The organism is Microvirga sp. HS2, from assembly GCF_055792805.1.
Genome location: NZ_JBVVAJ010000017.1, coordinates 31,669 through 57,519, shown reverse-complemented (window position 1 = coordinate 57,519; position 25,851 = coordinate 31,669). Strand labels below are relative to the sequence as shown.

The window sequence follows — 25,851 nt, the reverse complement described above, 5'->3', positions numbered from 1 at the left end:
TCTTACTCGGCCGCTTCGAGCTTCAGTTCACGGGCGAGCGCCGAGCACTCGGCCATGACGCCGGAAGCGCGGGCGATCGGGTTCGTCAGGTAGAAGTCCTTCACCGGGCTGGCGAAAGCATCGCGCCCGGGGGTGCCGCCGATTCCGGCGAGCGCCTGGACGGCAGAGGCACCGTCGGCCAGCTTGACCGTGGCAAGGGCCGCGAAATGCGGGTGAGCCGCGTAGAGCTTGGCCCGCAGCGCATTGAGCGAGTCGAACGGCAGGCGGCGGCCCAGCACGTCGGACAGGGCGCGCAGGATCGCCCAGTCCTCACGGGCCTCGCCCGGCGCGAAGGCCGCGCGGTTGGCCATCTGCACCCGGCCTTCCGTGTTCACGTAAGTGCCGGACTTTTCCGTATAGGCGGCGGCCGGCAGAATCACGTCGGCGCGGTGTGCGCCACGGTCGCCGTGGGTGCCCTGGTAGATCACGAAAGCGCCGGGGGCGATGTCGATCTCGTCCGCGCCGAGGTTGAACAGCACGTCCACGCCGCCCTGCGCCATCTGCTGAGCCGTCAGGCCGCCCTCGCCCGGCACGAGGCCGAGATCGAGCGCGCCGACGCGCGAGGCTGCCGTGTGCAGGACCGAGAAGCCGTTCCAGCCGTCCTTCACTGCGCCCACGTCCTGAGCGAGCTTCGCAACGGCCGAGAGGACCGCAAGGCCGTCAGGCCGTGCGAGAGCGCCCTGCCCCACGATGATCAGCGGACGCTCGGCCCCGCGCAGCTTCTCCATGAAGCTGTGGCGGCCGGAGGCCAGCTCGGCCAGGGTGTCGGGACCCGCGCCGAGATACTCGTAGGGATAAGTCAGGTCGGCATTCTCGCCGATCAGGGCGATCGGCGGAGGCGCCGCGCGCCAACGCTTGCGGATGCGCACGTTGACGAGGGAAGCCTCAAAGCGCGGATTGGCGCCCACGATCAGGATCGCATCCGCATCCTCGATGCCGGGGATAGTGGTGTTGAACAGGTAGGAGCCCCGGCCATAGGCGGGGGACAGGACCGTACCGTCCTGACGGGCGTCGACGTTCGTCACGCCGAGGCTCTCCATGAGGAGCTTCAGGGCGAACATCTCTTCCACGGCGGCGAGGTCGCCGACGATGGCGCCGATCTTCTTCGCATCCGTCCCCTTCACCTTGGCGGCGATGGCCGCGAAGGCCTCCTGCCAGGAGGCCGGACGCAGGCGGCCGTTCTCACGCACGAAGGGACGGTCGAGGCGCTGCAGGCGCAGGCCGTCGACGATCTGACGGGTCTTGTCGGAGATCCATTCCTCGTTCACCGCCTCGTTCACGCGCGGCAGGATGCGCATGACCTCGCGGCCGCGGGAATCCACGCGGATCGAGGAGCCGACCGCGTCCATCACGTCGACGGAATCGGTCTTGGTGAGCTCCCACGGACGGTAGTGGAAGGATTCCGGCTTATGGGTGAGCGCGCCCACCGGGCAGAGATCCGCGATGTTGGCCTGAAGCTCGGAGCCGAGCGCCTTCTCGAGATAGCTCGTGATCTCCATGTCCTCGCCGCGCCACAGGGCGCCCATATCCGGCACGCCCGCCACCTCGGCGGTGAAGCGCACGCAGCGGGTGCAGTGGATGCAGCGGTTCATGGAGGTGCGCACGAGCGGGCCGAGATACTTGTCGGTCACGGCGCGCTTGTTCTCATGGAAGCGGCTGGTGTCGACGCCGTAGGCCATGGCCTGGTCCTGCAGGTCGCATTGTCCGCCTTGGTCGCAGATCGGGCAGTCAAGCGGGTGGTTGATCAGGAGAAACTCCATCACACCCTCGCGCGCCTTCTTCACGGTCGGCGACTTGGTCGAGATTTCCGGCGGCTCCCCGTTCGGGCCCGGGCGGCAGTCGCGCACGCCCCAGGCGCAGGACGCGACCGGCTTCGGCGCGCCCTTCACCTCGACGAGGCACATGCGGCAATTGCCGGCGATCGACAGCCGTTCGTGGTAGCAGAAGCGCGGAACCTCGGCGCCCGCGGCCTCGGCGGCCTGAAGCAGCGTGTACTCGGCGGGGACGTCGACCTCAACGCCATCAACGATGATTTTAGCCATCTTCACTCTCACTCCGCCGCGATCATGACGGATTCTGAATGCGGGTTCGCCGCGTAGTCGTCGATCCGCTTCTCGATCTCGTGACGGAAGTGACGGATCAGGCCCTGGACCGGCCAAGCCGCCGCGTCGCCGAGCGCGCAGATGGTGTGGCCTTCGATCTGGGTCGAGACTTCGAGCAGCATGTCGATCTCGCGCTTCTGCGCGCGGCCCTCGGCCATGCGGTTGAGCACGCGCCACATCCAGCCGGTGCCCTCACGGCACGGGGTGCACTGGCCGCAGCTCTCGTGCTTGTAGAAATACGAGATCCGGGCGATGGCGCGAACGATGTCCGTGGACTTGTCCATGACGATCACCGCCGCGGTGCCGAGACCGGACTTCAGGTTGCGCAGCGTGTCGAAATCCATCGGCGCGTCGATGATCTCCGCCGCCGGAACGACCGGAACGGACGAGCCGCCCGGAATGACGCCGAGCAGGTTGTCCCAGCCGCCGCGGATGCCGCCGCAATGGCGGTCGATCAACTCGCGGAACGTCAGGCCCATGGCCTCTTCCACGTTGCAGGGCTTGTTCACATGTCCCGACACGCAGAAGAGCTTGGTGCCGACGTTGTTCGGGCGGCCGATGCTGGAGAACCAGGACGCGCCGCGGCGCAGGATCGTGCCCGCGACCGCGATCGACTCCACGTTGTTCACCGTCGTCGGGCAGCCGTAGAGGCCCATATTGGCCGGGAACGGCGGCTTCAGGCGGGGCATGCCCTTCTTGCCTTCGAGACTCTCGATGAGGGCCGTCTCCTCGCCGCAGATGTAAGCGCCTGCGCCGTGGTGGACGTAGAGGTCGAAGGGGTAGCCGTGGACGTTGTCCTTGCCGATGAGACGGGCTTCATAGGCCTCGTCCACCGCCCGCTGGAGCTCGTGGCGCTCCGCGATGTACTCGCCGCGGATGTAGATGTAGGCCGCGTGCGCGCCCATCGCGAAGGACGCGAGCAGGCAGCCCTCGATGAGAAGATGCGGGTCGTTCCGCATGATCTCGCGGTCCTTGCAGGTGCCGGGCTCCGACTCGTCGGCATTGACGACGAGATAATGCGGACGCCCGTCCGACTGCTTGGGCATGAACGACCATTTCAGGCCCGTGGGGAAGCCCGCGCCGCCGCGCCCGCGCAGGCCGGACGCCTTCATCTCGTCGATGATCCAATCGCGGCCCTTCTCGAGCAGGAACTTCGTCCCGTCCCAGGCGCCGCGCATCTTCGCGGCTTCGAGGCCCGGCGAATGGAAGCCGTAGAGGTTGGTGAAAATGCGATCCTTATCCTGAAGCATCTTAAGCTCACTCCCTCACGACGTCTTGTTGTCTTTGTCGACGACCACGCCCGGCTTGCTCTCGCTGCCGTCGCGGCGTCCCTCGGACTGCGCCGGAGGTGTACCGGCATTCGGTGTGGTGGGGCTCGTCGGAACGGCGTCCTTGCCCGGTGTCGGCACGTAGGACTTGCTGCTCTGCGGAGCGGGCTGCGTGCCCTTCTCCGTATGCGCGTCGCCCTTGGTGGCCTTCGACGGATCGGCGGCCTCCTTCTGGTCGACGGGGCTCACGGGAGTCTCGCCTTCCTTGGCGCGCTTGGCCGGCGTATCGGCGGCGTCGCTCTCGATCGGGCGGCCCGCCTTGGGCTTTGCGGCCTTGGCGTCCTGCGGAACGGACGCCGTGGCGGCCGCCGCCTCGCCGGTCGCCGCAGGCTGAGCCTGTTCCTCGAAGCGCTTGCGCCACGCGCCGATCTGGGATCCGTCGTAGAGCGAAGGATCCTGCAGGGTGTTGACGGCCTCGAACGGCTCGGAGGTGACGCGGCCGATCTGCGAACCCGTCTTGACCGGGCGGCCGGCGGCGAGATCGTCGAGCAGCTTCTCGAAGTTCTCGGTCGTCAGGTCCTCGTAGTAATCGTCGTTGATCTGCACCATCGGGGCGTTGCAGCACGCGCCCAGGCACTCGACCTCGAGCCAGGAGAACTTGCCGTCGGCGGTGACGTGGTTCTGGTCGCCGATGCGCTTCTCGAGAACCTTCTTGATATCTCCGGCCCCGCGCAGCACGCAGGGCGTGGTGCCGCAGAACTGGATGAAGTATTTTCCGACCGGCTCGAGGTTGAACATCGTGTAGAAGGTCGCCACTTCCATCACACGGATGATCGGCATGTCGAGGCGCGCGGCGACGGCCTCGATGGCTTTGCGGGGGAGCCAGCCACCGGCCTGCTCCTGCGCCTTCCCCAGAAGCGCGATCACCGCCGAGGCCTGACGACCGGGCGGATACTTGGCGATCTGCTGCTGGGCGAAAGCTTCCGTCTCGGGCGAGAACACGAAGCTCTCGGGCTGCATTTCTTCAGGCGCGAGCTTACGAACGGCCATTTTGACTCTTCTCCTCATCGTCATGGCCGAGCGCGAGCCCGGCCATTCACGACTTGAACGCTTTGATCACGCCTTCAAACAGCGTGTCCCAGGCCCGTAACCGAGCCTGGATTGTTTCTTACCGGTCCACTTCACCGAACACGATGTCGATGGAACCGAGGACGCCCGCGACGTCGGCCAGCATGTGACCGCGGCACATGAAATCCATGCCCTGCAGGTGAGCGAAGCCCGGAGCGCGCACGTGGCAGCGATACGGCTTGTTGGTGCCGTCCGAGACCAGATACACGCCGAACTCGCCCTTCGGAGCCTCCACGGCCGCATAGACCTCGCCAGCGGGGACGTGGAAGCCCTCGGTGTAGAGCTTGAAGTGATGGATCAGCGCTTCCATCGAGCGCTTCATGTCCTTGCGCGAGGGAGGCGCGACCTTGCCGTCGAGGGTGTTGACCGGCCCCTGCCCGTCCGGAGCGCGCAGCTTGTCCAGGCACTGACGCATGATGCGCACGGACTGGCGCATCTCTTCCATGCGGATCACCTGACGGTCGTAGTTGTCGCCGTTGAGGCCCACGGGGATGTCGAACTCCATCTCCTCGTAGCACTCGTAAGGCTGCGACTTGCGAAGGTCCCAGGCCACGCCGCAGCTGCGCACGATCACGCCGGAGAAGCCCCACTTCCAGCAGTCGTCGAGGGTGAGCGTGCCGATATCCACGTTGCGCTGCTTGAAGATGCGGCTACCCATGACGAGCGTGTCGAGATCGTCCAGCACCTTCAGGAAGGGATCGCAGAAGGCCTCGATGTCGTCGATCAGCTCGGGCTGGATGTCCATGCTCACGCCGCCCGGCCGGAAGTAATTGGCGTGCATGCGCGAACCGGAGATGCGCTCATAGAAGATCATGAGCTTCTCGCGCTCCTCGAAGCCCCACAGGGGCGGCGTGAGCGCGCCGACGTCCATGGCCTGCGTGGTCACGTTGAGGAGATGCGACAGCAGACGGCCGATTTCCGAGAACAGGACGCGGATCAGCTGCGCGCGACGCGGAACCTCGATGCCGAGGAGCTTTTCCGTCGCGAGACAGAAGGCGTGCTCCTGGTTCATCGGCGCGACGTAGTCCAGCCGGTCGAAATAGGGATTGGCCTGAACGTAGGTCTTGTACTCGATCAGCTTCTCGGTGCCGCGGTGAAGCAGGCCGATATGCGGGTCCACGCGCTCAACGACCTCGCCGTCTAGCTCCAGCACGAGGCGGAGCACACCGTGCGCGGCCGGGTGCTGGGGACCGAAGTTGATCGTGAAATTGCGGATATTATGCTCGCCCATGGGTCGCCCTTTCCGCCTTTAAGCCTTGGCCTTCTCGTCGCCGGGCAGCACGTAATCCGTGCCCTCCCAGGGAGAGAGGAAGTCGAAGTTGCGGAATTCCTGGCTCAGCTTCACCGGCTCGTAGACCACGCGGCCCTGGCCGTCGTCGTAGCGGACCTCGACATAACCCGTGAGCGGGAAGTCCTTGCGGAGCGGATGCCCTTCGAAGCCGTAATCGGTCAGCAGCCGGCGCAGGTCAGGATGGCCCGAGAACAGAACGCCGTACATGTCGTATGTTTCGCGCTCGAACCAGTTGGCTGCGGGGAAGAGGCCGATGATCGAGGGGACCGGAGTCACCTCGTCCGTCTCCACCTTCACCCGGATGCGGCGGTTATGGTGAGGCGCGAGGAAGTGGTAGACCACGTCGAAGCGCTTCTCGCGGGCGGGATAATCCGCGCCGCAGATATCGATGAAGCAGACGAAACGGCACTGCGGATCGTCCCGCAGGAACGTGACGACCCGCTCGATCTCCTCGAGACGGGCGACGAGCGTCAACTCGTTGAAAGCGATCGCGCGATCCTCGATCGCCTCGCCGAGGGACGAGGCGATGTGGTCGCTCAGGGCTTGGAGCTCAGCACTCATGAAGATGACCTTTGCTCAGCGCTCGATGGTACCGGTACGGCGGATCTTCTTCTGGAGAAGAAGCACGCCATAGAGGAGCGCCTCCGCGGTCGGGGGGCAGCCGGGCACGTAGATGTCGACCGGAACGATGCGGTCGCAGCCACGAACCACCGAATAGGAATAATGATAATAGCCGCCGCCATTGGCGCAGGAGCCCATGGAAATCACGTAGCGCGGCTCGGGCATCTGGTCGTAGACCTTGCGGAGCGCAGGCGCCATCTTGTTGGTGAGCGTACCGGCGACGATCATCACGTCCGACTGGCGCGGTGAGGCGCGCGGCGCGAACCCGAAGCGCTCGGCGTCGTAGCGAGGCATGGACATCTGCATCATTTCGACGGCGCAGCAGGCCAGGCCGAAGGTCATCCACATCAGCGAGCCGGTCCGCGCCCACTTGATGAGCTCCTCGGACGAGGCCACGAGGAATCCCTTGTCGGCCAGCTCGTCGTTGATGGAGACGAAATACGGATCGGTCGAGCCGACCGGCTTGCCGGTATTCGGGTCGATGATTCCGCGCGGGGCGGGCGCCACCAAGGCGGACTGGTTGTCAGAGATCAATCCCATTCCAGGGCCCCTTTCTTCCACTCATAGACGAAGCCGATGGTCAGGACGCCGAGGAAGAGCATCATCGAGAGAAAGCCGAACCAGCCAAGGTTCCCGAACACGATGGCCCAGGGGAACAGGAAGGCGACCTCCAGGTCGAAGATGATGAAGAGAATAGCGACCAGATAGAAGCGCACGTCGAACTTCATGCGTGCGTCATCGAAGGCATTGAACCCGCACTCGTAAGCGGAGAGCTTCTCCGAATCGGGCTTGCTGTAGGCGACGATGAACGGCGCCACGAGCAGCGCCACCCCGATCAGGAGCGACACGCCGATGAAGATCACGAGAGGCAGGTAGTCGGCGAGAAGATTCGTCATACGACACCCAGAAGAAACGGAGCACGGCCGGACCGGCCGGCGGCATGCCACGCATTTAAGCCACAGAAAGGCCCGAAGGAAGGTCCTGCGACAAACGGCGGTTTGTGGCCGGAGGCTTAGCCGAGTTCCCCTGCCCTGACAAGTGTTTGAGGCGCTCGAAAAAGAACCATTCCAAACTAAGACGTTGCCTGCTCGGCCGCATGGGCCGCCTTGCGGTTGGCCTTCTCCTCCGCCCGATTTGCGGCGCTTTCCGCCTTGGCTTTGGCCTCACATTTGGCCCGAATCTCGTCCAGCTCCTCCTGCGTCAGGTGTTCGATGCCGATGAAGACGTTCTGGGCCGCGCTGGCCCGGATCAGTTCGTCGAGCTTGGCCTGTATCGCGGCCCCGTCCCGGTTCTGGGTGTTCTGAATCAGGAACACCATCAGGAAGGTCACGATCGTGGTGCCGGTGTTCACCACCAGCTGCCACGTGTCGGAGAAGCCGAAGAGCGGACCGGATAGAGCCCAGACGAGAATAATCACCAGGCTGAGCGCAAAGGTGAGAGGCCGCCCGGAGACCTGCGCCACCCAGTTGGAGAAACTGGTAAAGACCTTCGACACCATCGGCAGAACCCTAGCTCACACTCGTCAGACCCTTTTGCGGCGCAGAAGGGCCCGACCTCACTGGGAAATGCGCAAGGTCTCAAAAAGTGCCACGCTTCGGCCGCATGCGGCAATCGGACGGAAAACGGCCGCCTCGGGCGAGGCCACGTCTTGTCTCGATGGAAGCGTATGAGGGGGAGGGAAAGTGGCGCGGGCGACGGGGCTCGAACCCGCGACCTCCGGCGTGACAGGCCGGCACTCTAACCGACTGAGCTACGCCCGCGCATTTCTTGGTCCGCCGAAGCGGTGTGGGTGCTTTAAGGGCCGCCCTGTTCCCTGTCAAGCGGTTCCCTGCACGTGTTTTCAGATCAGCTTCAAAAACCTGCGCCGCGCAGTTTCACAATCTTCGCCGAGGAGCAAATTCACCGAGAGCATCGGACCCAAAAGTGGATCTGCACTTTTGGGATCCATCCGATGCTCCCTCTAAAGGCAGCGCATCGTTCGAGCGGAAAACCGGGTCCACTTTTCCGTACGATGCGCTAGGCGAACCTGTAAATCCCTACTCGGAAGCAACCGATTCACCGGCCTTCAAGGAGCGGAGCACCCGGTCGCATTCGACCAGCTCCTCCAGCGCCGACTGAAGCTTGCGCAAGGCTTCCTCGGGAAGGGCATCCTGAAGCGGAACAGGGCCGGATTCGACGTCGGAAGGCTCGATGAGCTCCTCATCCTCCTCGACGACGCTCTCCCTCGCCTCCTGCCTGGGCGCGGATACGCTCTCCTCGCCCCGCCCAACGGCTTGCACGAACCGCACGCCTTCGGACTTGAGAATGCGCTGCACGCCCCTGATCGTATAGCCTTCACCGTAGAGGAGATGACGGATCCCTTTCAGGAGATCCACATCGTCGGGGCGGTAATAGCGGCGTCCGCCGCCGCGCTTCAGGGGCTTGATGTGGCTGAATCGGGTTTCCCAGAAGCGCAGCACGTGCTGCGGCACGTCGAGATCCTCGGCCACCTCGCTGATGGTGCGGAACGCGTCAGGGCTCTTGTCCATGGCGCCGCCGGCCATCTGGGGCTCAGTCCTCGCGCTCGACGGTTTCGCCGTTGATGTAGGCTTTCAGGACGTTGGACGGCTTGAAAACCATGACCCGGCGCGGGTCGATGGGAACTTCCACGCCGGTCTTGGGATTGCGCCCGACGCGCTCGCCCTTGCTGCGCACGACGAAGGAGCCGAAGGACGACAGCTTGACGGTTTCGCCGGCGGCCAGGCTGTCGCAGATCTCCGCCAGGACCCGCTCGACCAGTTCCGCCGATTCGGTCCTCGAAAGGCCGACCTTCTGGTAAACGGCCTCGCTCAGATCCGCCCTCGTCACAGTTTTGCCAGCCATTGAGCTCCCCAAGCCAGAATGAGTCCTTGGTCTTTCAATCAGTTAAGACGCTATGCAGATGGCTCCGTATGGTCAACCTTAGACTTGTCGTCAAGCGGTAACCATATAGGCCAGATGGCCTATATTCCTACCATCTGATGAGCGCGCTGCCCCAGGTGAAGCCGCCGCCGATGGCCTCGATCATGACGAGGTCGCCATCCTTGATCCGCCCGTCCTTGCGGGCGACGTCGAGGGCGAGCGGGATGGAGGCGGCCGAGGTGTTGCCGTGCCGGTTGACGGTGATCACGACCTTTTCGGGCGAGATCCCGAGCTTTTCAGCGCTCGAGGTGATGATGCGCCTGTTCGCCTGATGCGGCACGAACCACTTCAGCTCCTCGGCAGACGTGCCGGTAGCCTTGAAGGCGTCCTGCACGACGTCGGCGACCATGCCAACGGCGAACTTGAAGACCTCCCGGCCTTCCATTTTCAGGACCCCGGTGGTCTTGGTGGAGCCGGGGCCGCCATCCACGTAGAGCTTCTCGCGGTAGCGTCCGTCCGAGCGGAGATGCGACGTCAGGACCCCACGGTCGGCGGAGGTCCCCTCCCCCTCCTGCGCTTCCAGCACGAGAGCGCCGGCGCCGTCTCCGAAGAGCACGCAGGTGGTTCGGTCGTTCCAGTCGAGGATCCGGGAGAAGGTCTCGGCGCCGATCACGAGGGCGCGCTTGTGCGAGCCCGATTGCAGGAACTTGTCCGCCGTGGCGACCGCGTACACGAAGCCGGTGCAGACCGCCTGCAGGTCGAAGGCCGCGCCGTGCGTGATCCCCAGGCCGTTCTGGATCATCGTCGCCGTGGACGGGAAGGTATGATCCGGGGTCGAGGTGGCGCAGACGATGAGGTCGATGTCCTGCGCGTCGAGCCCCGCGTCGGCGAGCGCCGCCTGGGCGGCCTTGATGCCGAGAACCGACGTGGTTTCGCTGTCGTCGGCGATATAGCGCTGCTCGATGCCCGTGCGCTGCACGATCCAGTCGTGGGTGGTATCCACGATCTTCTCGAGGTCCTGATTGGTCAGCTTGCGTTTGGGCAGGTAGGAGCCGACCCCGCGCACAACGGAACGGATGCGTTTCAAGATACTACTTTCCTCAGGCCTCATGCCCGACCGGACCATGCTCCAGCATGCTCCGGATGGTCCTCATCAATTCAAAATGCGCCATGTCGTAGGCCACGTCGATGGCGCTGGCAAAGCCCAGATCGTCCGTGCCGCCGTGGCTCTTCACGACCACCCCCTCGAGGCCCAGGAAGAGACCGCCATTGACCTTGCGCGGGTCCATCTTGTCCTTGAGAGCGTTAAAGGCCTGTTTCGCGAACAGATAGCCGATCTTGGCCATCAGGGTGCGAGTCATGGCCGAGCGGAGATACTGGCCGATCTGCTTGGCCGTGCCCTCGGCGGTCTTCAGGGCGATATTGCCCGTGAACCCCTCGGTCACGACCACGTCCACCGTCCCCTTCCCGATATCGTCGCCTTCCACGAAGCCGCGGTATTCCAGGTAAGGGGCGTCCATCTCCTTGAGAATCCGGCCGGCTTCCTTGACGGCCTCGATCCCCTTGATTTCTTCCGTGCCCACGTTGAGCAGGCCCACGGTCGGCCGTTCCAGGTCGAACACGATGCGCGCCATGGCCGCGCCCATGATGGCCATGTCGACCAGATGCCCCGCATCCGCGCCGATGGTTGCCCCCACGTCGAGCACGATGCTCTCACCGCGCATGGTCGGCCACATGGCGGCGATCGCCGGGCGCTCGATATGGGCCATGGTCTTCAGGCAGATCTTCGCGGTCGCCATCAGAGCGCCGGTATTGCCGGCGGAGACGGCCGCATCCGCCTCCCCGTCCCGCACCGCCTGAACGGCCTTCCACATGGAGGACTTGCCGCGGCCCATGCGGATCGCCTGGCTCGGCTTCTCGTCCATTCCGATCGAGATCTCGGTATGGCGAAGCTCGCTCGCCGCCTTCAGCTTCGGATGGGCATCCAGGAGCGGCGCGATCAGTGCCTCGTTGCCGAAGATGAGAAAGCGGATATCGGGATGGCGCTCGAGGGCCAGCGCAGCACCAGGGATGACGATCGACGGGCCATGGTCCCCCCCCATCGCATCGAGCGAAATACGCACTGGCTTCGACATACCGCTTATTCTTTCTTTCGGCTTGAACAGGGGGCGGAAAATACCTTTTTGCGAGGGTATCGCAACCGAATTCTATAGCCCCGTCGACAGCGGCCCGCGGGAGAGGCATCCCCCGCAAGCCATTGTTTTTGAACGCTTCGGCTTACTTGTCCGCCTTGAGCTTGCCCAGGGCTGCGAAAGGCGAATCCTTGTCGCTCCCGGGGTCGCGGTAGTCGAAATCGACACCGGGCTTGCGCGGGTAGGGATCGAGGCCGAGCGCCAGGAATTCGGCGGTCAGCGCCCCCAAATCGATCTGGCCGTTGATGATCTCGTCCGGCGGCTCGTACTCGTTGATATCTGTCGGCGGCTCGGCCGGCATCCCGGAGGATTTCGCGAAATCCACCTCGACCTCCTCCTCGATATCCGAATCGAAGGGATCGAGGGTGACGACGCAGACCTGCGTGATGGATGCTTTGACGACCCCGGTGACGTTGATGCCCTTGGCAGTGGTGTTGAGCTTGAAATCGCCGGAGAGCGCCTGGATTCCCGGCAGCCCAAAGTCCTTCGCGAGGGCGTCCCGCTCTTCGGCGCTCGCCTCCACGCGGATCTCCTGCCCACGCGGCGGGATGTTCATGACGTCCACGAGGCGCGACAAGGGACCAACGGTTTCAGGGGTCATCGGCTTTCCTCCTTTGAGAACGCCTCGGGCGCCGGGAAAGCGGGCCCGGATTCGAGTAACATCTCCAGCGTGACGCCTTTAAGGCTCCTGTCCGCCGCCAGGGCATAACGCGCGAGCCCGATGGCGGGTGCATCGCCGCCGAGGGCGTTTCGTCCGAGAGCTTCGGCAAGCTCGGCCTCGTCCCCGGCATTGAAGGCCGGGTCATAGGCCTGAGCCCTGCCATAAAAGGCCGCGGCGACCTTCTTCATGCGTTTGGGCACGACCGTGTCGCCGACGCCCATCTCCCGCAACGAAGCGTCCATGTCCCGGAAAAAGGCGTCCGTCAGATCCTTCGCCACGTCGTCCGCCGGAGCCGGAAGCTCCCGCAGGGCCCGCAGGGCGAGGATCATGTGCAGCGAGAGGGATTCGAAACGCCCCTCGAGACTGTCCGGGATGCCGAGTGCCGCATAGAGCCCCGGGATGCGGGAGGCATTGGCGATTCTCGCATAGAGAGCCGCGATGGCCGTACGCCGGGGGTCCTTGCGGAAGAGACTGAATATCACAGCCTTTTCCCTTCGAAGCTTGTCAAAATCGAAACCTCGGGTTACGCCATCACGATCCATAGGCGCAAGCTCATCCGCGCCGCATTCCTGGAAGAACCGTACAATGCGTCGATATCATACCCTTTTGGTACGCTTGGCTACTGCGACTTTCCTGGCCACCTCCGTTGCAGCCTGCACGATGGGTGAGGAATTTGCCCGCGGATATCAGCTCGACGAGAACGCCGTGAACCAGGTGAAGAAGGGCATGAGCGCCGAGCAGGTGCTCCAGACCCTCGGCACCCCCTCGACAGTGTCCACCGTCGGCAACAGGAACTGGTATTACATCAGCCAGCGGTCACGCCGGACGTTCCAGTTCATGGGCGAGACGGTCGTGGATCAGCGGGTCACCGCCGTCTATTTCGACAAGAACCTGCGCGTCGAGCGTGTGGGCCTCTACGGCATTCAGGACGGCCAGGTGTTCGACTTCATCAGCCGCAAGACCCAGTCCGGCGGCGAGGAAACGAGCTTCCTCGGACAGATCCTCAAGGGCACGAACACCTTCAATCCGTTCGGCACCTGAGACGCCAAACATCCCCAACACGAAGGCCGGGCTCTCGTCCCGGCCTTTTTCTTTGCCTGGCGCCGACAAAAAAACCCGCGGCCTGGGCCGCGGGTCTGTCGGAATTCGCGAGCGTCCGGCTGTTACGAATGCGCCAGGATCGCCAGCAGCATCAAAGCGATGATGTTGGTGATCTTGATCGCCGGGTTCACGGCAGGGCCCGCGGTGTCCTTGTAGGGGTCGCCGACCGTGTCGCCGGTCACGGAAGCCTTGTGCGCCTCCGAGCCCTTGTGGTGGGTCGTGCCGGAGGCATCGGTGAAGCCGTCCTCGAAGGACTTCTTCGCGTTGTCCCAGGCGCCGCCGCCGGAGGTCATGGAGATCGCGACGAAGAGACCCGTCACGATCACGCCGAGCAGCATCGCCCCCACGGCCGAGAAGGCCTGGGATTTGCCCGCCACCCAGTAGATCACGAAATAGGTCACGATCGGCGCGAGAACCGGCAGGAGCGACGGCACGATCATTTCCTTGATCGCGGCGCGGGTGAGCATGTCCACCGCGCGTCCGTAATCAGGACGATCCGTGCCCGCCATGATGCCCGGCCTCTCGCGGAACTGACGGCGCACCTCCTCCACGACGGCGCCCGCCGCGCGGCCCACCGCCGTCATGGCGATGCCGCTGAACAGGAACGGGATCAGGCCGCCGAACAGAAGACCGACCACCACGTAAGGATTGGTGAGCGAGAAGTCCGGAGCCACGCCCTGGAAGTAGGGATACTGCTCGGCGTTTTTCGTGAAGTAGGTGAGGTCCGACGTATAGGCGGCGAAGAGCACGAGAGCACCCAGGCCCGCCGAGCCGATGGCATAGCCCTTCGTGACCGCCTTGGTGGTGTTACCCACCGCGTCGAGCGCGTCCGTGGACTTGCGCACCTCTTTCGGCAGTCCCGCCATTTCGGCGATGCCGCCCGCATTGTCGGTGACCGGGCCGAAGGCGTCGAGGGCGACGATCATGCCCGCGAGGGCCAGCATGGCTGTGACCGCGATCGCGATGCCGAACAGGCCCGCGAGCTTGAACGCCACGATGATACCCGCGATGATCACGATGGTCGGCAGCGCCGTGGATTCCAGCGAAACCGCGAGGCCCTGGATCACGTTCGTGCCGTGCCCCGTCACCGAAGCCTGCGCGATGGAGCGCACCGGACGGAAGCCGACGCCGGTATAATACTCGGTGATGACGACGATGAAGGCTGTCACCGCGAGACCGATGATCGCACACCAGAACAGAGCCTGGCCGGTAAAATCCGCCCCCTGGATCGGACCGAATCCGATCAATTGCCAGGTCACGAGAGCGATCGCGATCGCGGAGAGGACGCCCGTCGCGATGAGGCCCTTGTAGAGCGCTCCCATGATCGATTCGTTCTGACCGAGCTTCACGAAGAAGGTGCCGATGATCGAGGTGACGATGCACGCGGCGCCGATGGCGAGCGGATACATGAGCATCGAGTCGAGGATGCTCTGTCCGCCGAAGAAGATTGCAGCCAGCACCATGGTGGCGACCACCGTCACCGCATAGGTCTCGAACAGGTCGGCGGCCATGCCGGCGCAGTCGCCGACGTTGTCGCCCACATTGTCCGCGATGGTGGCCGGATTACGGGGATCGTCCTCGGGAATGCCCGCCTCCACCTTGCCCACGAGGTCGCCGCCGACGTCCGCGCCCTTGGTGAAGATACCGCCGCCGAGACGGGCGAAGATCGAGATCAGCGAAGCGCCGAAGCCCAGCGCCACCAAGCTGTCGATGACCGTGCGGTTATCGGGGGCCAGGCCGTCGATGCGGGTGAGATAGCCGTAATAGAGCGCCACGCCGAGGAGCGCGAGACCGGCCACGAGCATGCCGGTGACGGCGCCCGCCTTGAAAGCCACGTCCAGGCCGCCGCCGAGGGATTGGGTGGCCGCCTGTGCGGTGCGGACATTGGCGCGAACGGACACGTTCATGCCGATGAAGCCCGCGGCTCCGGACAGGATGGCGCCGATGGCGAAGCCGATCGCGACGCGCAGACCGAGGAAGTAGGCGATGATGGCAAACAGCACCACGCCCACGATGGAGATCGTCGAATATTGCCTGCGGAGATATGCCTTTGCGCCTTCGGCAACCGCGCCTGCGATTTCCTGCATGCGCTGTGAACCGGCGTCGCGCTTCATCACGTCGCTGATGGCCCAGAGGCCATACGCAATCGAGAGAAGCCCGCCCAGAATAATAAGGGTGAGTGCCATCGTGCCATCCTTGTTATGGGAAAGCAGAAAGCCGCTCTTCAAGGCCTGAATTCAGGCCTTGAACGGCCTCCACCCCCAGCGAACTTTATATTTGGTGGCAAAAAACTAGGCCGTTCGCAACGATACTTCACGCCCAACCCACAGGAAGCCCTTTAGACTTTATGCGGGTACCGTCGCTCGCGCCCTCTGCTGCCAAGCTAGCAGAAGTAGCGCGACGGCGACGGGCGGGAAGACCATCCAGTTGACGGTTTCCCATCCTCCCGCGTTCAAGAGCTTCCCCGAGGAGAAGGAGGCGAGAGCGACCGAACCGAAGACGAGGAAATCGTTGGCCGCCTGAACCTTCGTGCGCTCCTCCGCCCGGTAGCAATCCGTGACCATGGCGGTCGCGCCGATGAAGCCGAAGTTCCACCCGAATCCGAGCAGGATGAGCGTGGCCCAGAAATGGGCCACGTCGACGCCCGACAGGCCGATGACGGCCGAAACGGCGATGAGGCACAATCCGGCAGCCGTCACAGGCTCCTTGCCGAAACGGGTGATGAGCCGTCCCGTGAAGAAGCTGGGGCCGAACATGGCCAGGATGTGCCAGCGGATGCCGGAGGCCGCGTCGCCTACAGTATGCCCGCAACCCACCATGGCGACGGGGGCTGCGGTCATGACGAAGCTCATGAGGGCATAGGAGACGAGGCCCGCCACGACCGCGACGACGAACCGGGGCTGTCTCATGATTTCGCCCAGCGGCCTGCCGCCTGCCTTCGGCGCGGCGCTGACCGGCACAGGCTTGAGAAACGAGACGACCACCATGGACAGGAGTGCGAGCGCCGCCTGCCCCAGGAATGCGCCCGCGAACGGCGCGGCCGGTGCGGCGTCCTGGAGCCAGATCACCGTCTGGGGCCCGATGAACCCGGCCGCGATGCCGCCGATCATGACCCAGGAGATGGCCCGGGGCTTGAACGACTCGGATGCGGCATCGGTGGCGGCGAACCGGTAGCTCTGATTGAAGGAGCCGTACATGCCGATGATGGTCGTGCCCAGGCAGAACAGCAGGAAGCTCGTGGAGACGATTCCAAAGGCCGCGAGGCAGCCGCCGAACAGGCCGATGCCTGCCCCGACGATATAGCCGATGCGCCGCCCGGCGCGCCGCATGAGGATGGCGGCCGGAATGGTGCCCAGAGCCAGGCCCAGATTGAGCAGGCTGACGGGAAGCGTGGCGAGTTCCTTGTTGTCGGCGAGATTCTGCCCCACGAGACCGCCGAGGGAGACGACGATGGCCGGACTTGAGCCGCCAAGCGCCGCCGCCATGGCGAGAACGACGGCGTTGCGCTTCGCCAGCGCGTCAGAAGTGGGAGAATGAGCCTTCATCGTAGCGTCTTTCAGCATCTTGCATCCGAAAGACCGGGGCTTCCTGCCCTTCAACGACTCGGCCTATGGCGGACATCATGACGCCCACGCTATCAGCCTCTTTCATGAAGCTGTCGAGATTCTTTTCCGCCACTGTGCAGAGAATCTCGTAATCGTCGCCGCCCGTGACCGCCAGATCGAAGAGGCCGGGATCGGCGGCGACGGCCTTCATTACGGCGGGCGAGAGCGGAACCTTGTCCGCGTCGACGATGGCCGAAACGCCGCTCACCCGCATCATCTTGGCGAGATCGCCCGCAAGCCCGTCCGAGACGTCCATGGCGGCATGCGCATGGTCACGCACCGCCTGCGCGAGCCGGTGCCGCGGACGGGGATGGAGGTAGCGGTCGGCCAGATGCGCCCGCTCCTCCGCCGACAGCCCTCTGGCCCATGCCGGAGCCTGCCGGAGCTTCAGGCCCAGGGCGGCATCGCCGATGGTGCCGCTCACGCAGATCACATCGCCCGCCCGCGCGGTCGTGCGGCGAACCATCCGTCCGGCGGGCACTTCGCCGATGGCGGTGACCGAGAGGGTGAGCCCCCCGCTCGCCTTGACGGTGTCTCCGCCGAGGAGCGGGCAGGCGAAGTCGCGCGAAGCCTGCCCCAGACCGGACGCGAAAGCCGCGAGCCATTCCTCGGTCCAGGCTTCGGGAAGTGCGAGGCTCAGAAGGAATCCCGCCGGCTCCGCACCCTTGGCGGCAAGGTCCGACACGTTCACGCCCAACGCCTTCCGGGCGACGGATGCAGGAGAATCCTCCGGGAGGAAATGAACCGACTCGACCAGGGCATCCGTCGTCAGCACGAGATCGTGCCCCGGCCGGGGAGACAGGCAGGCCGCATCGTCCTTCAGCCCGAGAGCGCCCTCGCCTGCGAGCGGCGCGAAGAAACGGGCGATCAGGCCGTCCTCGCTGGGACGCTCATGAGAGCCTTGGCCTGACGGTCCCGCCATCCGAAGCCTCAGCGCTTGCCCTGCCCGGCCGCCTTCTTTTCGAGCTCGCCGGGGCGAACGTCGCGGGCGAGCTTGTCGAGCACCGCGTTCACGAGGCCCGGCTCGTCCTCGCCGTAGAAGCCGTGGGTCACGTCCACGTATTCCGTGATCACGACACGGGCGGGAACGTCCTTGCGGAACATCAGTTCGTAGCCGCCGGCGCGCAGAATGGCGCGCAGCACCGCCTCGACACGACGCAGGGGCCAGCCTTCGGAGAGAGCCTGATCGACCTTCACGTCAATCGGGCGCTGGTTCTGCACCACACCCGAGATGACATTGCGGAAAAATTCGATGTCGGACGGCTTGAACTCGATGCCTTCCACTTCGCGGCCGATCCAGAAAGCCTCGAACTCGGCAAGCGCGTCCGTCACGGTCTTGCCGGAAAGATCCATCTGGTAGAGGGCCTGGACGGCAGCGAGGCGAGCGGCCGAGCGCTCTGCAGGCTTCGTCATGATCAGGCCTCCAGCTTTTGTTTGATACGCAGAACGGCGAGCGCCGCTTCCACCGCACCCCCGCCCTTATTCAATTCACTCACGCTGGCCCGGGTCCAGGCCTGCTCATCATTCTCCACGGTCAGGATGCCGTTGGCGAGCGGGACCTTGCGGGCGACCGACAGGTCCATCAGCGCCCGGGCGCTCTCACCCGCCACGATATCGTAATGCCCCGTCTCGCCCCGGATCACGCAGCCGAGGGCCACAACGGCATCATAGGGCCTTCCGGCCTTCTCGGCGGCATCGAGGGCAATGGCGACGGTCGCCGGGATTTCGAGCGCGCCGTCGAGCGTCAGCACGTCCACTGCGGCCCGGGCGGCCTCGGCCGCGCCTTGTGCCCCACGCAGCAGCTCGTCGGCGATGTCGTCATAGAACCGGGCCTCGACGATCAGGATGCGGGCGCCGGGAACCGGCGGGCGGGAGTCTTGCGGCTTTGCGGAATGCGAGACCATGGAACAGTCCTTCATCCTCCCCTTGCCGGGGAGGTTCGGCGCCGAACGGGCAGCGTCGACGAATATGGTGAAACACGAATGAGATGGGCGTTCCCCTACCCCGCCCGGCGAGCCTCCGCAAGCCGTGCCGCGTAGCGAGCCATGAGATCGACTTCGAGATTGAGTCGGTCGCCCTCTTTGCGCTCGCCCCAGGTGGTTACGGCGAGCGTATGCGGGATGATGAGCACGGAGAAGAGATCGCCCTCCACCGAATTGACCGTGAGCGACGTGCCGTCGAGGCAAACGGAGCCCTTCTCCGCGATGAACGGCGCAAGGGCGGACGGCGCCTTGATGACGAAGCGCGCGGTCGGGCCCCAGGGATCGTCGCCGGCGGTGATCGCTTCCCGCGTCACGATGGTCGCCAGGCCGTCCACATGGCCGGTGACGATATGGCCGCCGAGCTCGTCGCCGATCTTCAGCGAGCGCTCCAGGTTGATCCTGGTGCCCGCCTTCCATTTGCCGACCGTGGTGCGGTCCAGCGTTTCCGCCGCCGCATCGACATCGAACCAGCAGCCACCCTCGCGCGGGCCGACGGCCACGACCGTCAGGCACGGTCCTCCGCAGGCGATGGAGGCGCCGAGGGCAATGGTCGCGGGATCGTAGGACGCGTGGATGCGCAGGCGCTTGAGGGTGCCCTGTGCCCCTTCCGCGGACACGACCTCGCCGACATCGGTGACGATACCCGTAAACATCAGGGCTTCTCCCAGAACATGAAAAGATCGGAGCCGACCTGTTCGCCGGCGTAAAGGTCGAGGGCGTCCATGCGGTCCTGCAGCGCCAGCCCGAGGGCGGGCACATCGCCCTGACCGCGCGCGGAACGGCCCGTGACGAGGATCAGCTCGTCGATGAGGTCGGCCCCGGCCAGCGCATCGGCCAGCCCCGGTCCTCCCTCGCAGAACACGCGCGTGAGGCCGCGCGCGCCGAGCAGCGTCAGGGCCTCGGACAGCGACACATGCCCCTTCTGGTCCGAGACCCGCAGCACCTCGACGCCTTGCGCGACGAGAGCCCGCTCCGCCTCGACGGGTGCGGCGATTGTGGTCACGATCCAGGTCGGAATCTCGCGGGCTCCCGCGACGATGCGGGCCGACAGGGGCGCCCGCAGATGGGAGTCGAGCACGATGCGGACGGGCGAGCGGCTCTCGAGACCGGGCAGGCGCACATTGAGCAGCGGATCGTCGGCGAGGATTGTGCCGACGCCGACCATGATGGCATCCGCGTGGGCACGCATCAGGTGCATCGTCGCGTTGGCGATCTCCCCTGTGATCATCAGGCGCGGACCGTTGCGCGACCCCGCCAGACCTTCGGTCGTGCGGGCGAGCTTCACGGTAACGGCGGGCCGCCCCTTCGTGACGCGGGTGATGTGACCGCGATGGGCGCGGCGCGCCTGAGGCTCCAGGCACCCGGTCACCACCTCGATTCCGGCGACCCTCAGCCGGGCATGGCCGAGCCCGGCGACGCGAGAATCCGGGTCCTCAATGGCGGAGACCACGCGGGCGATGCCCGCCTCCACCACCGCATCGGCGCAGGGAGGCGTCCTGCCGTGGTGGGAGCATGGCTCCAGGGAAACGTAGAGGGTCGCGCCCTTCGCCCGGTCGCCGGCGGCCGCAAGCGCGACCCGCTCCGCATGCGGGCGTCCACCCGGCTGGGTCGCCCCTTGCGCGACGATCACGGGAGCGTCCCCGCTCTCGTCCACGACGACGGAGCCGACGGAAGGGTTGGGCCAGGTCAGGCCGAGATTCCGCTCGCCGAGCGCGATGGCGAGGCGCATGAAGCGCTCGTCCTGCCGGTCTCTTTCGGAGCCCCGATCCTGTGCTTCGGTGAGGCTCATCACTCGGACTGCGCGGGCTTCTTCTGCAGGCGCGGAGCCTCCTCCGGCTCTTCCGCCAGTTTCCCGAGGATCTCCTCGAAATCCTTGGCTTCGCGGAAGTTCTTGTAAACGGAAGCGAAGCGCACATAGGCCACGTCGTCGAGGGCCTTGAGGCCCTCCATGACGAGTTCGCCCACGGTTTCGCTCGGCACCTCGCCGTCACCCATGCTCTCGAGCTGGCGCACGATGCCGTTGATCATCCGTTCCACACGCTCGGGGTCCACCGCGCGCTTGCGCAGAGCCACCTCGACCGATTGCTGGAGCTTGTCCCGGTCGAACGGCACGCGCCTCCCCGAGCGCTTGACCACCGTCAGCTCGCGCAGCTGCACGCGCTCGAAGGTCGTGAAGCGGCCGCCGCAATCCGGACAGACGCGGCGGCGGCGGATGGAGGAGGAATCGTCCGTCGGCCGGGAGTCCTTCACCTGAGTGTCGAGACTCCCGCAATAGGGACAGCGCATGGTCGATCCAAGTTTAAGCGTAGATCGGGAAGCGGCGGGTCAGCTCGTGGACGCGGGCCTTCACGGATTCCTCGACCGAGGCGTTGGCTTCCTCACCGTGGGCGGCAAGTCCGTCGAGCGTCTCGACGATCAGCTCGCCGACCTTCCGGAACTCGGCAACGCCGAAGCCGCGCGAGGTGGCGGCGGGGGTGCCGAGACGGATGCCGGAGGTCACCATCGGCTTCTCGGGATCGAAGGGCACGCCGTTCTTGTTGCAGGTGATGTGGGCGCGGCCCAGGGCAGCCTCGGCGGCCTTGCCGGTGAGCTTCTTCGGGCGCAGGTCCACCAGCATCAGATGGTTGTCCGTGCCGCCCGCGACAATGGCGTAGCCGCCGGCGAGCATCGTGTCGGCGAGCACCTTGGCGTTCTCGACGACCGAGCGGGCATAAAGCTTGAACTCGGGGCGCAGCGCCTCGCCGAAGGCCACGGCCTTCGCGGCGATCACATGCATGAGCGGGCCGCCCTGGAGGCCGGGGAAGATCGCGGAGTTGATCTTCTTCGCCAAGTCCTCGTCGTTCGTGAGGATCATGCCGCCGCGCGGGCCGCGCAGGGTCTTGTGGGTGGTGGTGGTCACCACATGGGCATGGGGGAACGGCGACGGATGCGCGCCGCCCGCCACGAGACCGGCGAAATGCGCGATATCCACCATGAAGAAGGCCCCGACCTCGTCCGCGATCTCACGGAAGCGGGCGAAGTCCCAGAAGCGCGAATAGGCCGAGCCGCCGGCCACGATCACCTTCGGCTTGTGCTCGCGGGCGAGCTGGGCGACCTCGTCCATGTCGATGATCTGGTCGCTCTCGCGGACCTTGTAGCTCACCACGTTGAACCATTTGCCCGACATGTTCACGGGCGAGCCATGGGTCAGGTGGCCGCCGCAGGCGAGATCCAGGCCCATGAAGGTGTCGCCGGGCTTCATGAGCGCCATGAACACGGCCTGGTTGGCCTGAGAGCCGGAATTGGGCTGGACGTTGGCGAACTTGCAGTCGAAGAGGCGCTTGGCGCGCTCGATGGCGAGTTCCTCGGCCATGTCGACGAACTGGCAGCCGCCATAGTAGCGGCGGCCCGGATAGCCTTCCGCGTACTTGTTGGTCATCACCGAGCCCTGAGCTTCCAGCACGGCGCGGGAGACGATGTTCTCGGAGGCGATCAGCTCGATCTCGTCGCGCTGGCGGCCGAGTTCGAGCCCGATGGCGCGGGCGATCTCGGGGTCGCTGTCGGCGAGGCTGGCCGAGAAAAAGCTGTTGGACAGGTGATTTCTTGCTGCTTCGCTCGCGCTCATGGTCGTTCTCGCCTTGCTGTGAGCCCCGCCTGACAGGTGCTCATGTCCCGATGGCCCAGGCCTTTACCATGGGCAGCCCGAATACGCCAAGCCGCTCTGAGGACTTGTGGATCCGGCTCCGAAAAAGCAACAGCCCGCCTTGGGGGCGGGCTGTCGTGAAGCAGAGGCCGAGAATCTCAGTTCTGGAGGAACATTTCCTCGTCCGGCTCGGTCGGGGTGCGGCTCGCCACCGGGATGGCGCTGCCGAGGCCGTCCTTGTTGTAGATGTCGTCGCGGAACTGAACGAGCCCGTCCGGGGTCGCCCAGGCCGTCATGTAGATCCAGTGGATCGGCACCGGCTGGGCCAAGCGGGCGTCGATGCGCTCGCCCGACTTGAAGGTGGCGTCGATCTGCTCGCGGCTCCAGCCGGGGGTGTCCTTCAGGAGCCACTCGATATAGTCGCGCACGTTCTGCACGCGGATGCAGCCCGAGGAGACGAAGCGGAAATCGTCGCCGAAGATGCCCTTCGAGGGCGTGTCGTGCATGTAGACGCCATCCTTGTTCGGGATGTTGATGCGCACGAAGCCCATGGAGTTCAGCTCGCCGCCCGGATCCTGGCGGAAGCGGTAGCGGGTCGCCTCGTCCGAGAACCAGTTGACCTGGGACGGCAGAATTTCGCGGTCGCCGCTGAAGATGCGGATCTTGTTGTCCGTCAGGTAGTTCGGCTCCTTCTGCATCTTCGGGATCAGGTCCTTCTTGATGATCGAAGCGGGCACGGTCCAATAGGGGTTGAAGTTGACCTCGACCACCTTGGTGTTCAGGAGCGGCGACTGGCGGTCGCTCTTGCCGACGCCGGCGGCATGGCGGGTGTGGACCATGCCCCCCTCCACCGTCTCCACGAGCGCGGCGGGGATGTTGGCGACCACGTACCGGTTGGGCAGGCCGCCGGCCACGAGGCTGCGCAGGCGCGCGACGTTGATCTCGAGCTGGCGGATGCGGATGTCGGCGGACACGTTCATCGCGGCCACGGTCGCAGCCGTCACGGTGCCGGTGGAGCTGATGCCGTGGCGGGCCTGGAAGCGGCGCACGGCGGCCTCGACATAGGAATCGTAAATCGGCGATTCTCCCGCCGACTGATCGAGATCGCCCGTGATGATGAGGCGCTGGCGCAGAGCGATCACTGCGGGGCTCTTGGAGCCGACGCGCAGGCCCTGCACACCCTGGACCGGCTGCCATCCGCCGCGGGCGGCGATGTTCCGGTAATACTCGATCATCTGCTCGGTCGCAGCCAGGGATTCCTGGGACAGCATCGGCGTCGAGGTCCGCTGCACGCGGGTGCGCGACACGGCTTCGTAATTCTGCGACCACTCCGCCTGGGTCTGCGCCATGGCGACAGTGGCGGGCGTGAGGACAAGGGCTAGCGATCCTGTCAGGAGGGCACGGCGGGACAACATGAGCGCAGGCTCTTCTCTGTTAGGTGTGGCACGGCAACGGGAGGCGTCAGGACCATCATCCAGATCCCCCCGCTCCCAGCGGAAACTGCCGGGATTGAATTAAGGAACGGTATCGAAAACGAAGAACTTCGGGGCCGTTTTATGGCAAAATTGTCCTCGGCTCCGACTTCAGCCCTCGCGACCGCCCTCACCTGCGATGTAACTCCGAACTGTGCTCTTGAGGATACACTTCTCTGTGAGGAGCATATCCCTAGGGAATGCCTACTTCCCGGGAAGGCCCTCGCTCAGGCCGCCCGCGAGCCGGAGCCCTGAAAGGGCTTCCCTAGTCCTCCTGCGCCGCGAGCCAGGAAACCGCCACATAGACCGCCACGAGGGTCAGGAAGAACATGATCGTGAGAATGCCGCTGGAGACGATGCTCGGGAAGAAGGCCGCGAGGATCAGATGGCTCATGACCGCCAGGAGCCACATGATCCCGCCCCAGGTGCTCGCCATCCAGAGCCCGACCGCCGCGATCAGATCGATCAGGGCGAAGTAGATGATCATCGCCTGATAACCTGTCGAGCGCGCTTCGAACTGCCCAGCGGGCGTCCAGATCCCCAGGATCACGGACCAGGAGCTGAGCCCCTTCATGATCCAGATGATCGCAAGCACCCGCATGAACCAGGTCAGGACGAAGCCCCAGCGCATGGAGGTCGGCGCCGCCGGACGCTCCTCGATGCGGTCGGACAGATAGTCCCGCGCGGCCTCGTGCCCTGCGCCGTTGTTGCCGTTCCGGGGCATCAGGCGGTCTCCAGTTCACGAGGGCCCAGGCCCGCGAAGTAATGTTCGACGGATTCCGGAGTGACGCCATCGAGGGAAGCGGGCTCCCAGCGGGGCTGGCCGTCCTTGTCGATGAGGACGGCGCGGACGCCTTCGTAGAAATCTTTGCCGTCGCCGATGCGCGAGACGATGCGGAACTCGGTCCTCATGGCGTCCTCGAAGGAGAGGGACGCTCCCCGGCGCACCTGCTCGAAGGCAATGCTCATGCTCGTCGGCGACTTCGCGCGCATGCCCGCCGCCGTCCTGGCCGCGAATTCGTTGCCCTTGGCCGCAGCCTCATCAAGGCGCCGCAGCACGCCGGAGACGCTCTCAGCGGCGTAGCAGGCATCGATGACGGAGCGCTCCGCGCTCAACGGCGCGGGCCCCGGATCGGAAGATGCCTTCGCCAGCGCCTCGTCCACCGGCTCCCCGGCGATCAAAGCCTGGCGCAGGGGCTCCATCGCGCCGCTCGCGACAGCATGGGTGGCAAGGCCCAGCATCAGCGCATCGGCCTGTTTCACCCGCTCGCCGGTGAGCGCCAGATACATGCCGGTCTGGCCGGGTAGGCGCGGCAGGGCATAGGTGGCGCCCACGTCCGGGAAGAAGCCGATGCCGACTTCCGGCATCGCAAAGAGGTAGCGCTCGCCCGCAACGCGATGGGATCCGTGCAGCGACACGCCGACGCCGCCGCCCATGACGATGCCGTCGATGAGGGAGACATACGGCTTCGGGTAACGCTTGATGAGGATGTTGAGCTGGTACTCCTCGCGCCAGAAGGCGAGCGCTTCGTCGCGCTCTCCCGCCTGCAGGAGCTCCGTGAGGCGACGGATGTCGCCGCCCGCGCAGAAGGCCTTCTCCCCGGCGCCCTGAACGACGACGCGGGAGACGTCCGGATCCGTGGCCCAGGCGTCGAGGGCCCGGCGCATCTCACGCACCATGGTCAGGGTCAGGGCGTTGAGGGCGCGGGGACGGTTGAGCGTGATGATGCCGGCGGCACCGTGCTTCTCGCATGTCACTTCCGCATTCTCGTCCATGGAGCCCTTCCCTTGCTTCGGCCGAATGCCCGCATCCGCGATTAAACAGGGCCCAAGGTTACCGTCAATGCATGGCTGCCCTGTTCGATATCCCCTCAGGAATGTTCCGGA

General features: G+C 65.2%; 27 protein-coding genes and 1 tRNA gene. 1 reads left to right on the top strand and 27 read right to left on the bottom strand.

Going from position 1 to position 25,851, the window contains the following annotated elements:
- Positions 1–2 precede the first annotated feature (2 nt).
- The 15 genes from nuoG to ACS5Q0_RS15665 form a co-directional block, all read right to left on the bottom strand.
- Positions 3–2,081, bottom strand: a complete 2,079-nt coding sequence (nuoG, locus tag ACS5Q0_RS15735) for an NADH-quinone oxidoreductase subunit NuoG (RefSeq protein ID WP_473127594.1) — start codon at positions 2,079–2,081, stop codon at positions 3–5.
- 8 nt (positions 2,082–2,089) lie between these two features.
- Complete coding sequence (nuoF, locus tag ACS5Q0_RS15730) at positions 2,090–3,391, bottom strand: NADH-quinone oxidoreductase subunit NuoF (RefSeq protein ID WP_473127593.1); 1,302 nt, start codon at positions 3,389–3,391, stop codon at positions 2,090–2,092.
- A 15-nt stretch (positions 3,392–3,406) separates the two neighbouring features.
- Entirely contained in the window at positions 3,407–4,459 is a 1,053-nt protein-coding gene (gene nuoE / locus ACS5Q0_RS15725; protein WP_473127592.1) for an NADH-quinone oxidoreductase subunit NuoE, read from the bottom strand.
- Positions 4,460–4,577: 118 nt separating this feature from the next.
- Positions 4,578–5,768, bottom strand: coding sequence for an NADH-quinone oxidoreductase subunit D (locus ACS5Q0_RS15720; RefSeq protein ID WP_473127591.1), 1,191 nt, complete (start codon positions 5,766–5,768; stop codon positions 4,578–4,580).
- A gap of 18 nt (positions 5,769–5,786) precedes the next feature.
- Positions 5,787–6,389, bottom strand: coding sequence for an NADH-quinone oxidoreductase subunit C (locus tag ACS5Q0_RS15715; protein ID WP_473127590.1), 603 nt, complete (start codon positions 6,387–6,389; stop codon positions 5,787–5,789).
- A gap of 15 nt (positions 6,390–6,404) precedes the next feature.
- Positions 6,405–6,989 (bottom strand): NuoB/complex I 20 kDa subunit family protein, encoded by a 585-nt coding sequence (locus tag ACS5Q0_RS15710; RefSeq protein WP_473127589.1) that lies wholly within the window; start codon positions 6,987–6,989, stop codon positions 6,405–6,407.
- Positions 6,980–7,345, bottom strand: coding sequence for an NADH-quinone oxidoreductase subunit A (locus ACS5Q0_RS15705; RefSeq protein ID WP_370437226.1), 366 nt, complete (start codon positions 7,343–7,345; stop codon positions 6,980–6,982). Before ACS5Q0_RS15705 ends, ACS5Q0_RS15710 begins: the two co-directional genes overlap by 10 nt.
- Before the next feature lie 176 nt (positions 7,346–7,521).
- A complete protein-coding gene (locus ACS5Q0_RS15700) occupies positions 7,522–7,947 on the bottom strand; it encodes a low affinity iron permease family protein (RefSeq protein WP_473127588.1) in 426 nt (141 codons plus the stop codon).
- 185 nt (positions 7,948–8,132) lie between these two features.
- A tRNA-Asp gene (locus tag ACS5Q0_RS15695) sits at positions 8,133–8,209 on the bottom strand.
- A 276-nt stretch (positions 8,210–8,485) separates the two neighbouring features.
- Positions 8,486–8,977: a MerR family transcriptional regulator gene (locus ACS5Q0_RS15690; protein ID WP_473127634.1), complete on the bottom strand. Its 492-nt coding sequence runs from the start codon at positions 8,975–8,977 to the stop codon at positions 8,486–8,488.
- A 22-nt stretch (positions 8,978–8,999) separates the two neighbouring features.
- Entirely contained in the window at positions 9,000–9,311 is a 312-nt protein-coding gene (locus ACS5Q0_RS15685; RefSeq protein WP_091134929.1) for an integration host factor subunit alpha, read from the bottom strand.
- Positions 9,312–9,438: 127 nt separating this feature from the next.
- Positions 9,439–10,416, bottom strand: coding sequence for a beta-ketoacyl-ACP synthase III (locus ACS5Q0_RS15680; RefSeq protein ID WP_473127587.1), 978 nt, complete (start codon positions 10,414–10,416; stop codon positions 9,439–9,441).
- 13 nt (positions 10,417–10,429) lie between these two features.
- Complete coding sequence (plsX, locus tag ACS5Q0_RS15675; protein WP_473127586.1) at positions 10,430–11,464, bottom strand: phosphate acyltransferase PlsX; 1,035 nt, start codon at positions 11,462–11,464, stop codon at positions 10,430–10,432.
- Positions 11,465–11,606: 142 nt separating this feature from the next.
- On the bottom strand, positions 11,607–12,122 hold the full coding sequence (locus tag ACS5Q0_RS15670; RefSeq protein ID WP_473127585.1) for a YceD family protein: 516 nt from the start codon (positions 12,120–12,122) through the stop codon (positions 11,607–11,609).
- A complete protein-coding gene (locus tag ACS5Q0_RS15665) occupies positions 12,119–12,664 on the bottom strand; it encodes a ubiquinol-cytochrome C chaperone family protein (RefSeq protein WP_473127584.1) in 546 nt (181 codons plus the stop codon). Before ACS5Q0_RS15665 ends, ACS5Q0_RS15670 begins: the two co-directional genes overlap by 4 nt.
- A 103-nt stretch (positions 12,665–12,767) precedes the next feature.
- On the opposite strand from ACS5Q0_RS15665, the gene ACS5Q0_RS15660 reads away from it, so the two are divergent.
- Positions 12,768–13,223 carry an outer membrane protein assembly factor BamE gene (locus tag ACS5Q0_RS15660; protein ID WP_473127583.1) on the top strand — a complete coding sequence of 152 codons (456 nt, stop codon included), beginning with the start codon at positions 12,768–12,770 and terminating at the stop codon, positions 13,221–13,223.
- A 122-nt stretch (positions 13,224–13,345) separates the two neighbouring features.
- Here ACS5Q0_RS15660 and ACS5Q0_RS15655 read toward each other — a convergent pair whose 3' ends face one another.
- From ACS5Q0_RS15655 to ACS5Q0_RS15600, 12 genes are all read right to left on the bottom strand, one after another.
- Complete coding sequence (locus ACS5Q0_RS15655; RefSeq protein ID WP_473127582.1) at positions 13,346–15,469, bottom strand: sodium-translocating pyrophosphatase; 2,124 nt, start codon at positions 15,467–15,469, stop codon at positions 13,346–13,348.
- Between the two features lie 159 nt (positions 15,470–15,628).
- The gene (locus ACS5Q0_RS15650) at positions 15,629–16,846 is read right to left on the bottom strand and encodes an MFS transporter (RefSeq protein ID WP_473127581.1); all 1,218 of its coding nucleotides are present in this window, start codon (positions 16,844–16,846) and stop codon (positions 15,629–15,631) included.
- Positions 16,803–17,810: a thiamine-phosphate kinase gene (gene thiL / locus ACS5Q0_RS15645; protein ID WP_473127580.1), complete on the bottom strand. Its 1,008-nt coding sequence runs from the start codon at positions 17,808–17,810 to the stop codon at positions 16,803–16,805. Before thiL ends, ACS5Q0_RS15650 begins: the two co-directional genes overlap by 44 nt.
- A gap of 8 nt (positions 17,811–17,818) precedes the next feature.
- A complete protein-coding gene (gene nusB, locus ACS5Q0_RS15640; protein ID WP_473127579.1) occupies positions 17,819–18,301 on the bottom strand; it encodes a transcription antitermination factor NusB in 483 nt (160 codons plus the stop codon).
- Between the two features lie 2 nt (positions 18,302–18,303).
- On the bottom strand, positions 18,304–18,792 hold the full coding sequence (gene ribH, locus ACS5Q0_RS15635; RefSeq protein WP_473127578.1) for a 6,7-dimethyl-8-ribityllumazine synthase: 489 nt from the start codon (positions 18,790–18,792) through the stop codon (positions 18,304–18,306).
- A gap of 95 nt (positions 18,793–18,887) precedes the next feature.
- The gene (locus ACS5Q0_RS15630) at positions 18,888–19,523 is read right to left on the bottom strand and encodes a riboflavin synthase (protein WP_473127577.1); all 636 of its coding nucleotides are present in this window, start codon (positions 19,521–19,523) and stop codon (positions 18,888–18,890) included.
- Positions 19,523–20,659, bottom strand: a complete 1,137-nt coding sequence (ribD, locus tag ACS5Q0_RS15625) for a bifunctional diaminohydroxyphosphoribosylaminopyrimidine deaminase/5-amino-6-(5-phosphoribosylamino)uracil reductase RibD (protein ID WP_473127576.1) — start codon at positions 20,657–20,659, stop codon at positions 19,523–19,525. Before ribD ends, ACS5Q0_RS15630 begins: the two co-directional genes overlap by 1 nt.
- Entirely contained in the window at positions 20,659–21,156 is a 498-nt protein-coding gene (nrdR, locus tag ACS5Q0_RS15620; RefSeq protein WP_473127575.1) for a transcriptional regulator NrdR, read from the bottom strand. The genes ribD and nrdR overlap by 1 nt, the downstream gene beginning before the upstream one ends.
- 13 nt (positions 21,157–21,169) lie before the next feature.
- Positions 21,170–22,474 carry a serine hydroxymethyltransferase gene (glyA, locus tag ACS5Q0_RS15615; RefSeq protein ID WP_473127574.1) on the bottom strand — a complete coding sequence of 435 codons (1,305 nt, stop codon included), beginning with the start codon at positions 22,472–22,474 and terminating at the stop codon, positions 21,170–21,172.
- 176 nt (positions 22,475–22,650) lie between these two features.
- A complete protein-coding gene (locus ACS5Q0_RS15610; RefSeq protein WP_473127573.1) occupies positions 22,651–23,907 on the bottom strand; it encodes a L,D-transpeptidase family protein in 1,257 nt (418 codons plus the stop codon).
- 322 nt (positions 23,908–24,229) lie between these two features.
- On the bottom strand, positions 24,230–24,688 hold the full coding sequence (locus ACS5Q0_RS15605; protein ID WP_473127572.1) for a DUF6163 family protein: 459 nt from the start codon (positions 24,686–24,688) through the stop codon (positions 24,230–24,232).
- A complete protein-coding gene (locus ACS5Q0_RS15600; protein ID WP_473127571.1) occupies positions 24,688–25,740 on the bottom strand; it encodes an enoyl-CoA hydratase/isomerase family protein in 1,053 nt (350 codons plus the stop codon). Before ACS5Q0_RS15600 ends, ACS5Q0_RS15605 begins: the two co-directional genes overlap by 1 nt.
- Positions 25,741–25,851 lie beyond the last annotated feature (111 nt).

Coding starts and splice junctions, on each gene's coding strand:
- nuoG (WP_473127594.1), bottom strand. CDS start 2,081: ATGGCTAAAATCATCGTTGATGGCGTTGAGGTCGACGTCCCCGCCGAG.
- nuoF (WP_473127593.1), bottom strand. CDS start 3,391: ATGCTTCAGGATAAGGATCGCATTTTCACCAACCTCTACGGCTTCCAT.
- nuoE (WP_473127592.1), bottom strand. CDS start 4,459: ATGGCCGTTCGTAAGCTCGCGCCTGAAGAAATGCAGCCCGAGAGCTTC.
- ACS5Q0_RS15720 (WP_473127591.1), bottom strand. CDS start 5,768: ATGGGCGAGCATAATATCCGCAATTTCACGATCAACTTCGGTCCCCAG.
- ACS5Q0_RS15715 (WP_473127590.1), bottom strand. CDS start 6,389: ATGAGTGCTGAGCTCCAAGCCCTGAGCGACCACATCGCCTCGTCCCTC.
- ACS5Q0_RS15710 (WP_473127589.1), bottom strand. CDS start 6,989: ATGGGATTGATCTCTGACAACCAGTCCGCCTTGGTGGCGCCCGCCCCG.
- ACS5Q0_RS15705 (WP_370437226.1), bottom strand. CDS start 7,345: ATGACGAATCTTCTCGCCGACTACCTGCCTCTCGTGATCTTCATCGGC.
- ACS5Q0_RS15700 (WP_473127588.1), bottom strand. CDS start 7,947: ATGGTGTCGAAGGTCTTTACCAGTTTCTCCAACTGGGTGGCGCAGGTC.
- ACS5Q0_RS15690 (WP_473127634.1), bottom strand. CDS start 8,977: ATGGACAAGAGCCCTGACGCGTTCCGCACCATCAGCGAGGTGGCCGAG.
- ACS5Q0_RS15685 (WP_091134929.1), bottom strand. CDS start 9,311: ATGGCTGGCAAAACTGTGACGAGGGCGGATCTGAGCGAGGCCGTTTAC.
- plsX (WP_473127586.1), bottom strand. CDS start 11,464: ATGTCGAAGCCAGTGCGTATTTCGCTCGATGCGATGGGGGGGGACCAT.
- ACS5Q0_RS15670 (WP_473127585.1), bottom strand. CDS start 12,122: ATGACCCCTGAAACCGTTGGTCCCTTGTCGCGCCTCGTGGACGTCATG.
- ACS5Q0_RS15660 (WP_473127583.1), top strand. CDS start 12,768: ATGCGTCGATATCATACCCTTTTGGTACGCTTGGCTACTGCGACTTTC.
- ACS5Q0_RS15655 (WP_473127582.1), bottom strand. CDS start 15,469: ATGGCACTCACCCTTATTATTCTGGGCGGGCTTCTCTCGATTGCGTAT.
- ACS5Q0_RS15650 (WP_473127581.1), bottom strand. CDS start 16,846: ATGCTGAAAGACGCTACGATGAAGGCTCATTCTCCCACTTCTGACGCG.
- thiL (WP_473127580.1), bottom strand. CDS start 17,810: ATGGCGGGACCGTCAGGCCAAGGCTCTCATGAGCGTCCCAGCGAGGAC.
- nusB (WP_473127579.1), bottom strand. CDS start 18,301: ATGACGAAGCCTGCAGAGCGCTCGGCCGCTCGCCTCGCTGCCGTCCAG.
- ribH (WP_473127578.1), bottom strand. CDS start 18,792: ATGGTCTCGCATTCCGCAAAGCCGCAAGACTCCCGCCCGCCGGTTCCC.
- ACS5Q0_RS15630 (WP_473127577.1), bottom strand. CDS start 19,523: ATGTTTACGGGTATCGTCACCGATGTCGGCGAGGTCGTGTCCGCGGAA.
- ribD (WP_473127576.1), bottom strand. CDS start 20,659: ATGAGCCTCACCGAAGCACAGGATCGGGGCTCCGAAAGAGACCGGCAG.
- nrdR (WP_473127575.1), bottom strand. CDS start 21,156: ATGCGCTGTCCCTATTGCGGGAGTCTCGACACTCAGGTGAAGGACTCC.
- glyA (WP_473127574.1), bottom strand. CDS start 22,474: ATGAGCGCGAGCGAAGCAGCAAGAAATCACCTGTCCAACAGCTTTTTC.
- ACS5Q0_RS15610 (WP_473127573.1), bottom strand. CDS start 23,907: ATGTTGTCCCGCCGTGCCCTCCTGACAGGATCGCTAGCCCTTGTCCTC.
- ACS5Q0_RS15605 (WP_473127572.1), bottom strand. CDS start 24,688: ATGCCCCGGAACGGCAACAACGGCGCAGGGCACGAGGCCGCGCGGGAC.
- ACS5Q0_RS15600 (WP_473127571.1), bottom strand. CDS start 25,740: ATGGACGAGAATGCGGAAGTGACATGCGAGAAGCACGGTGCCGCCGGC.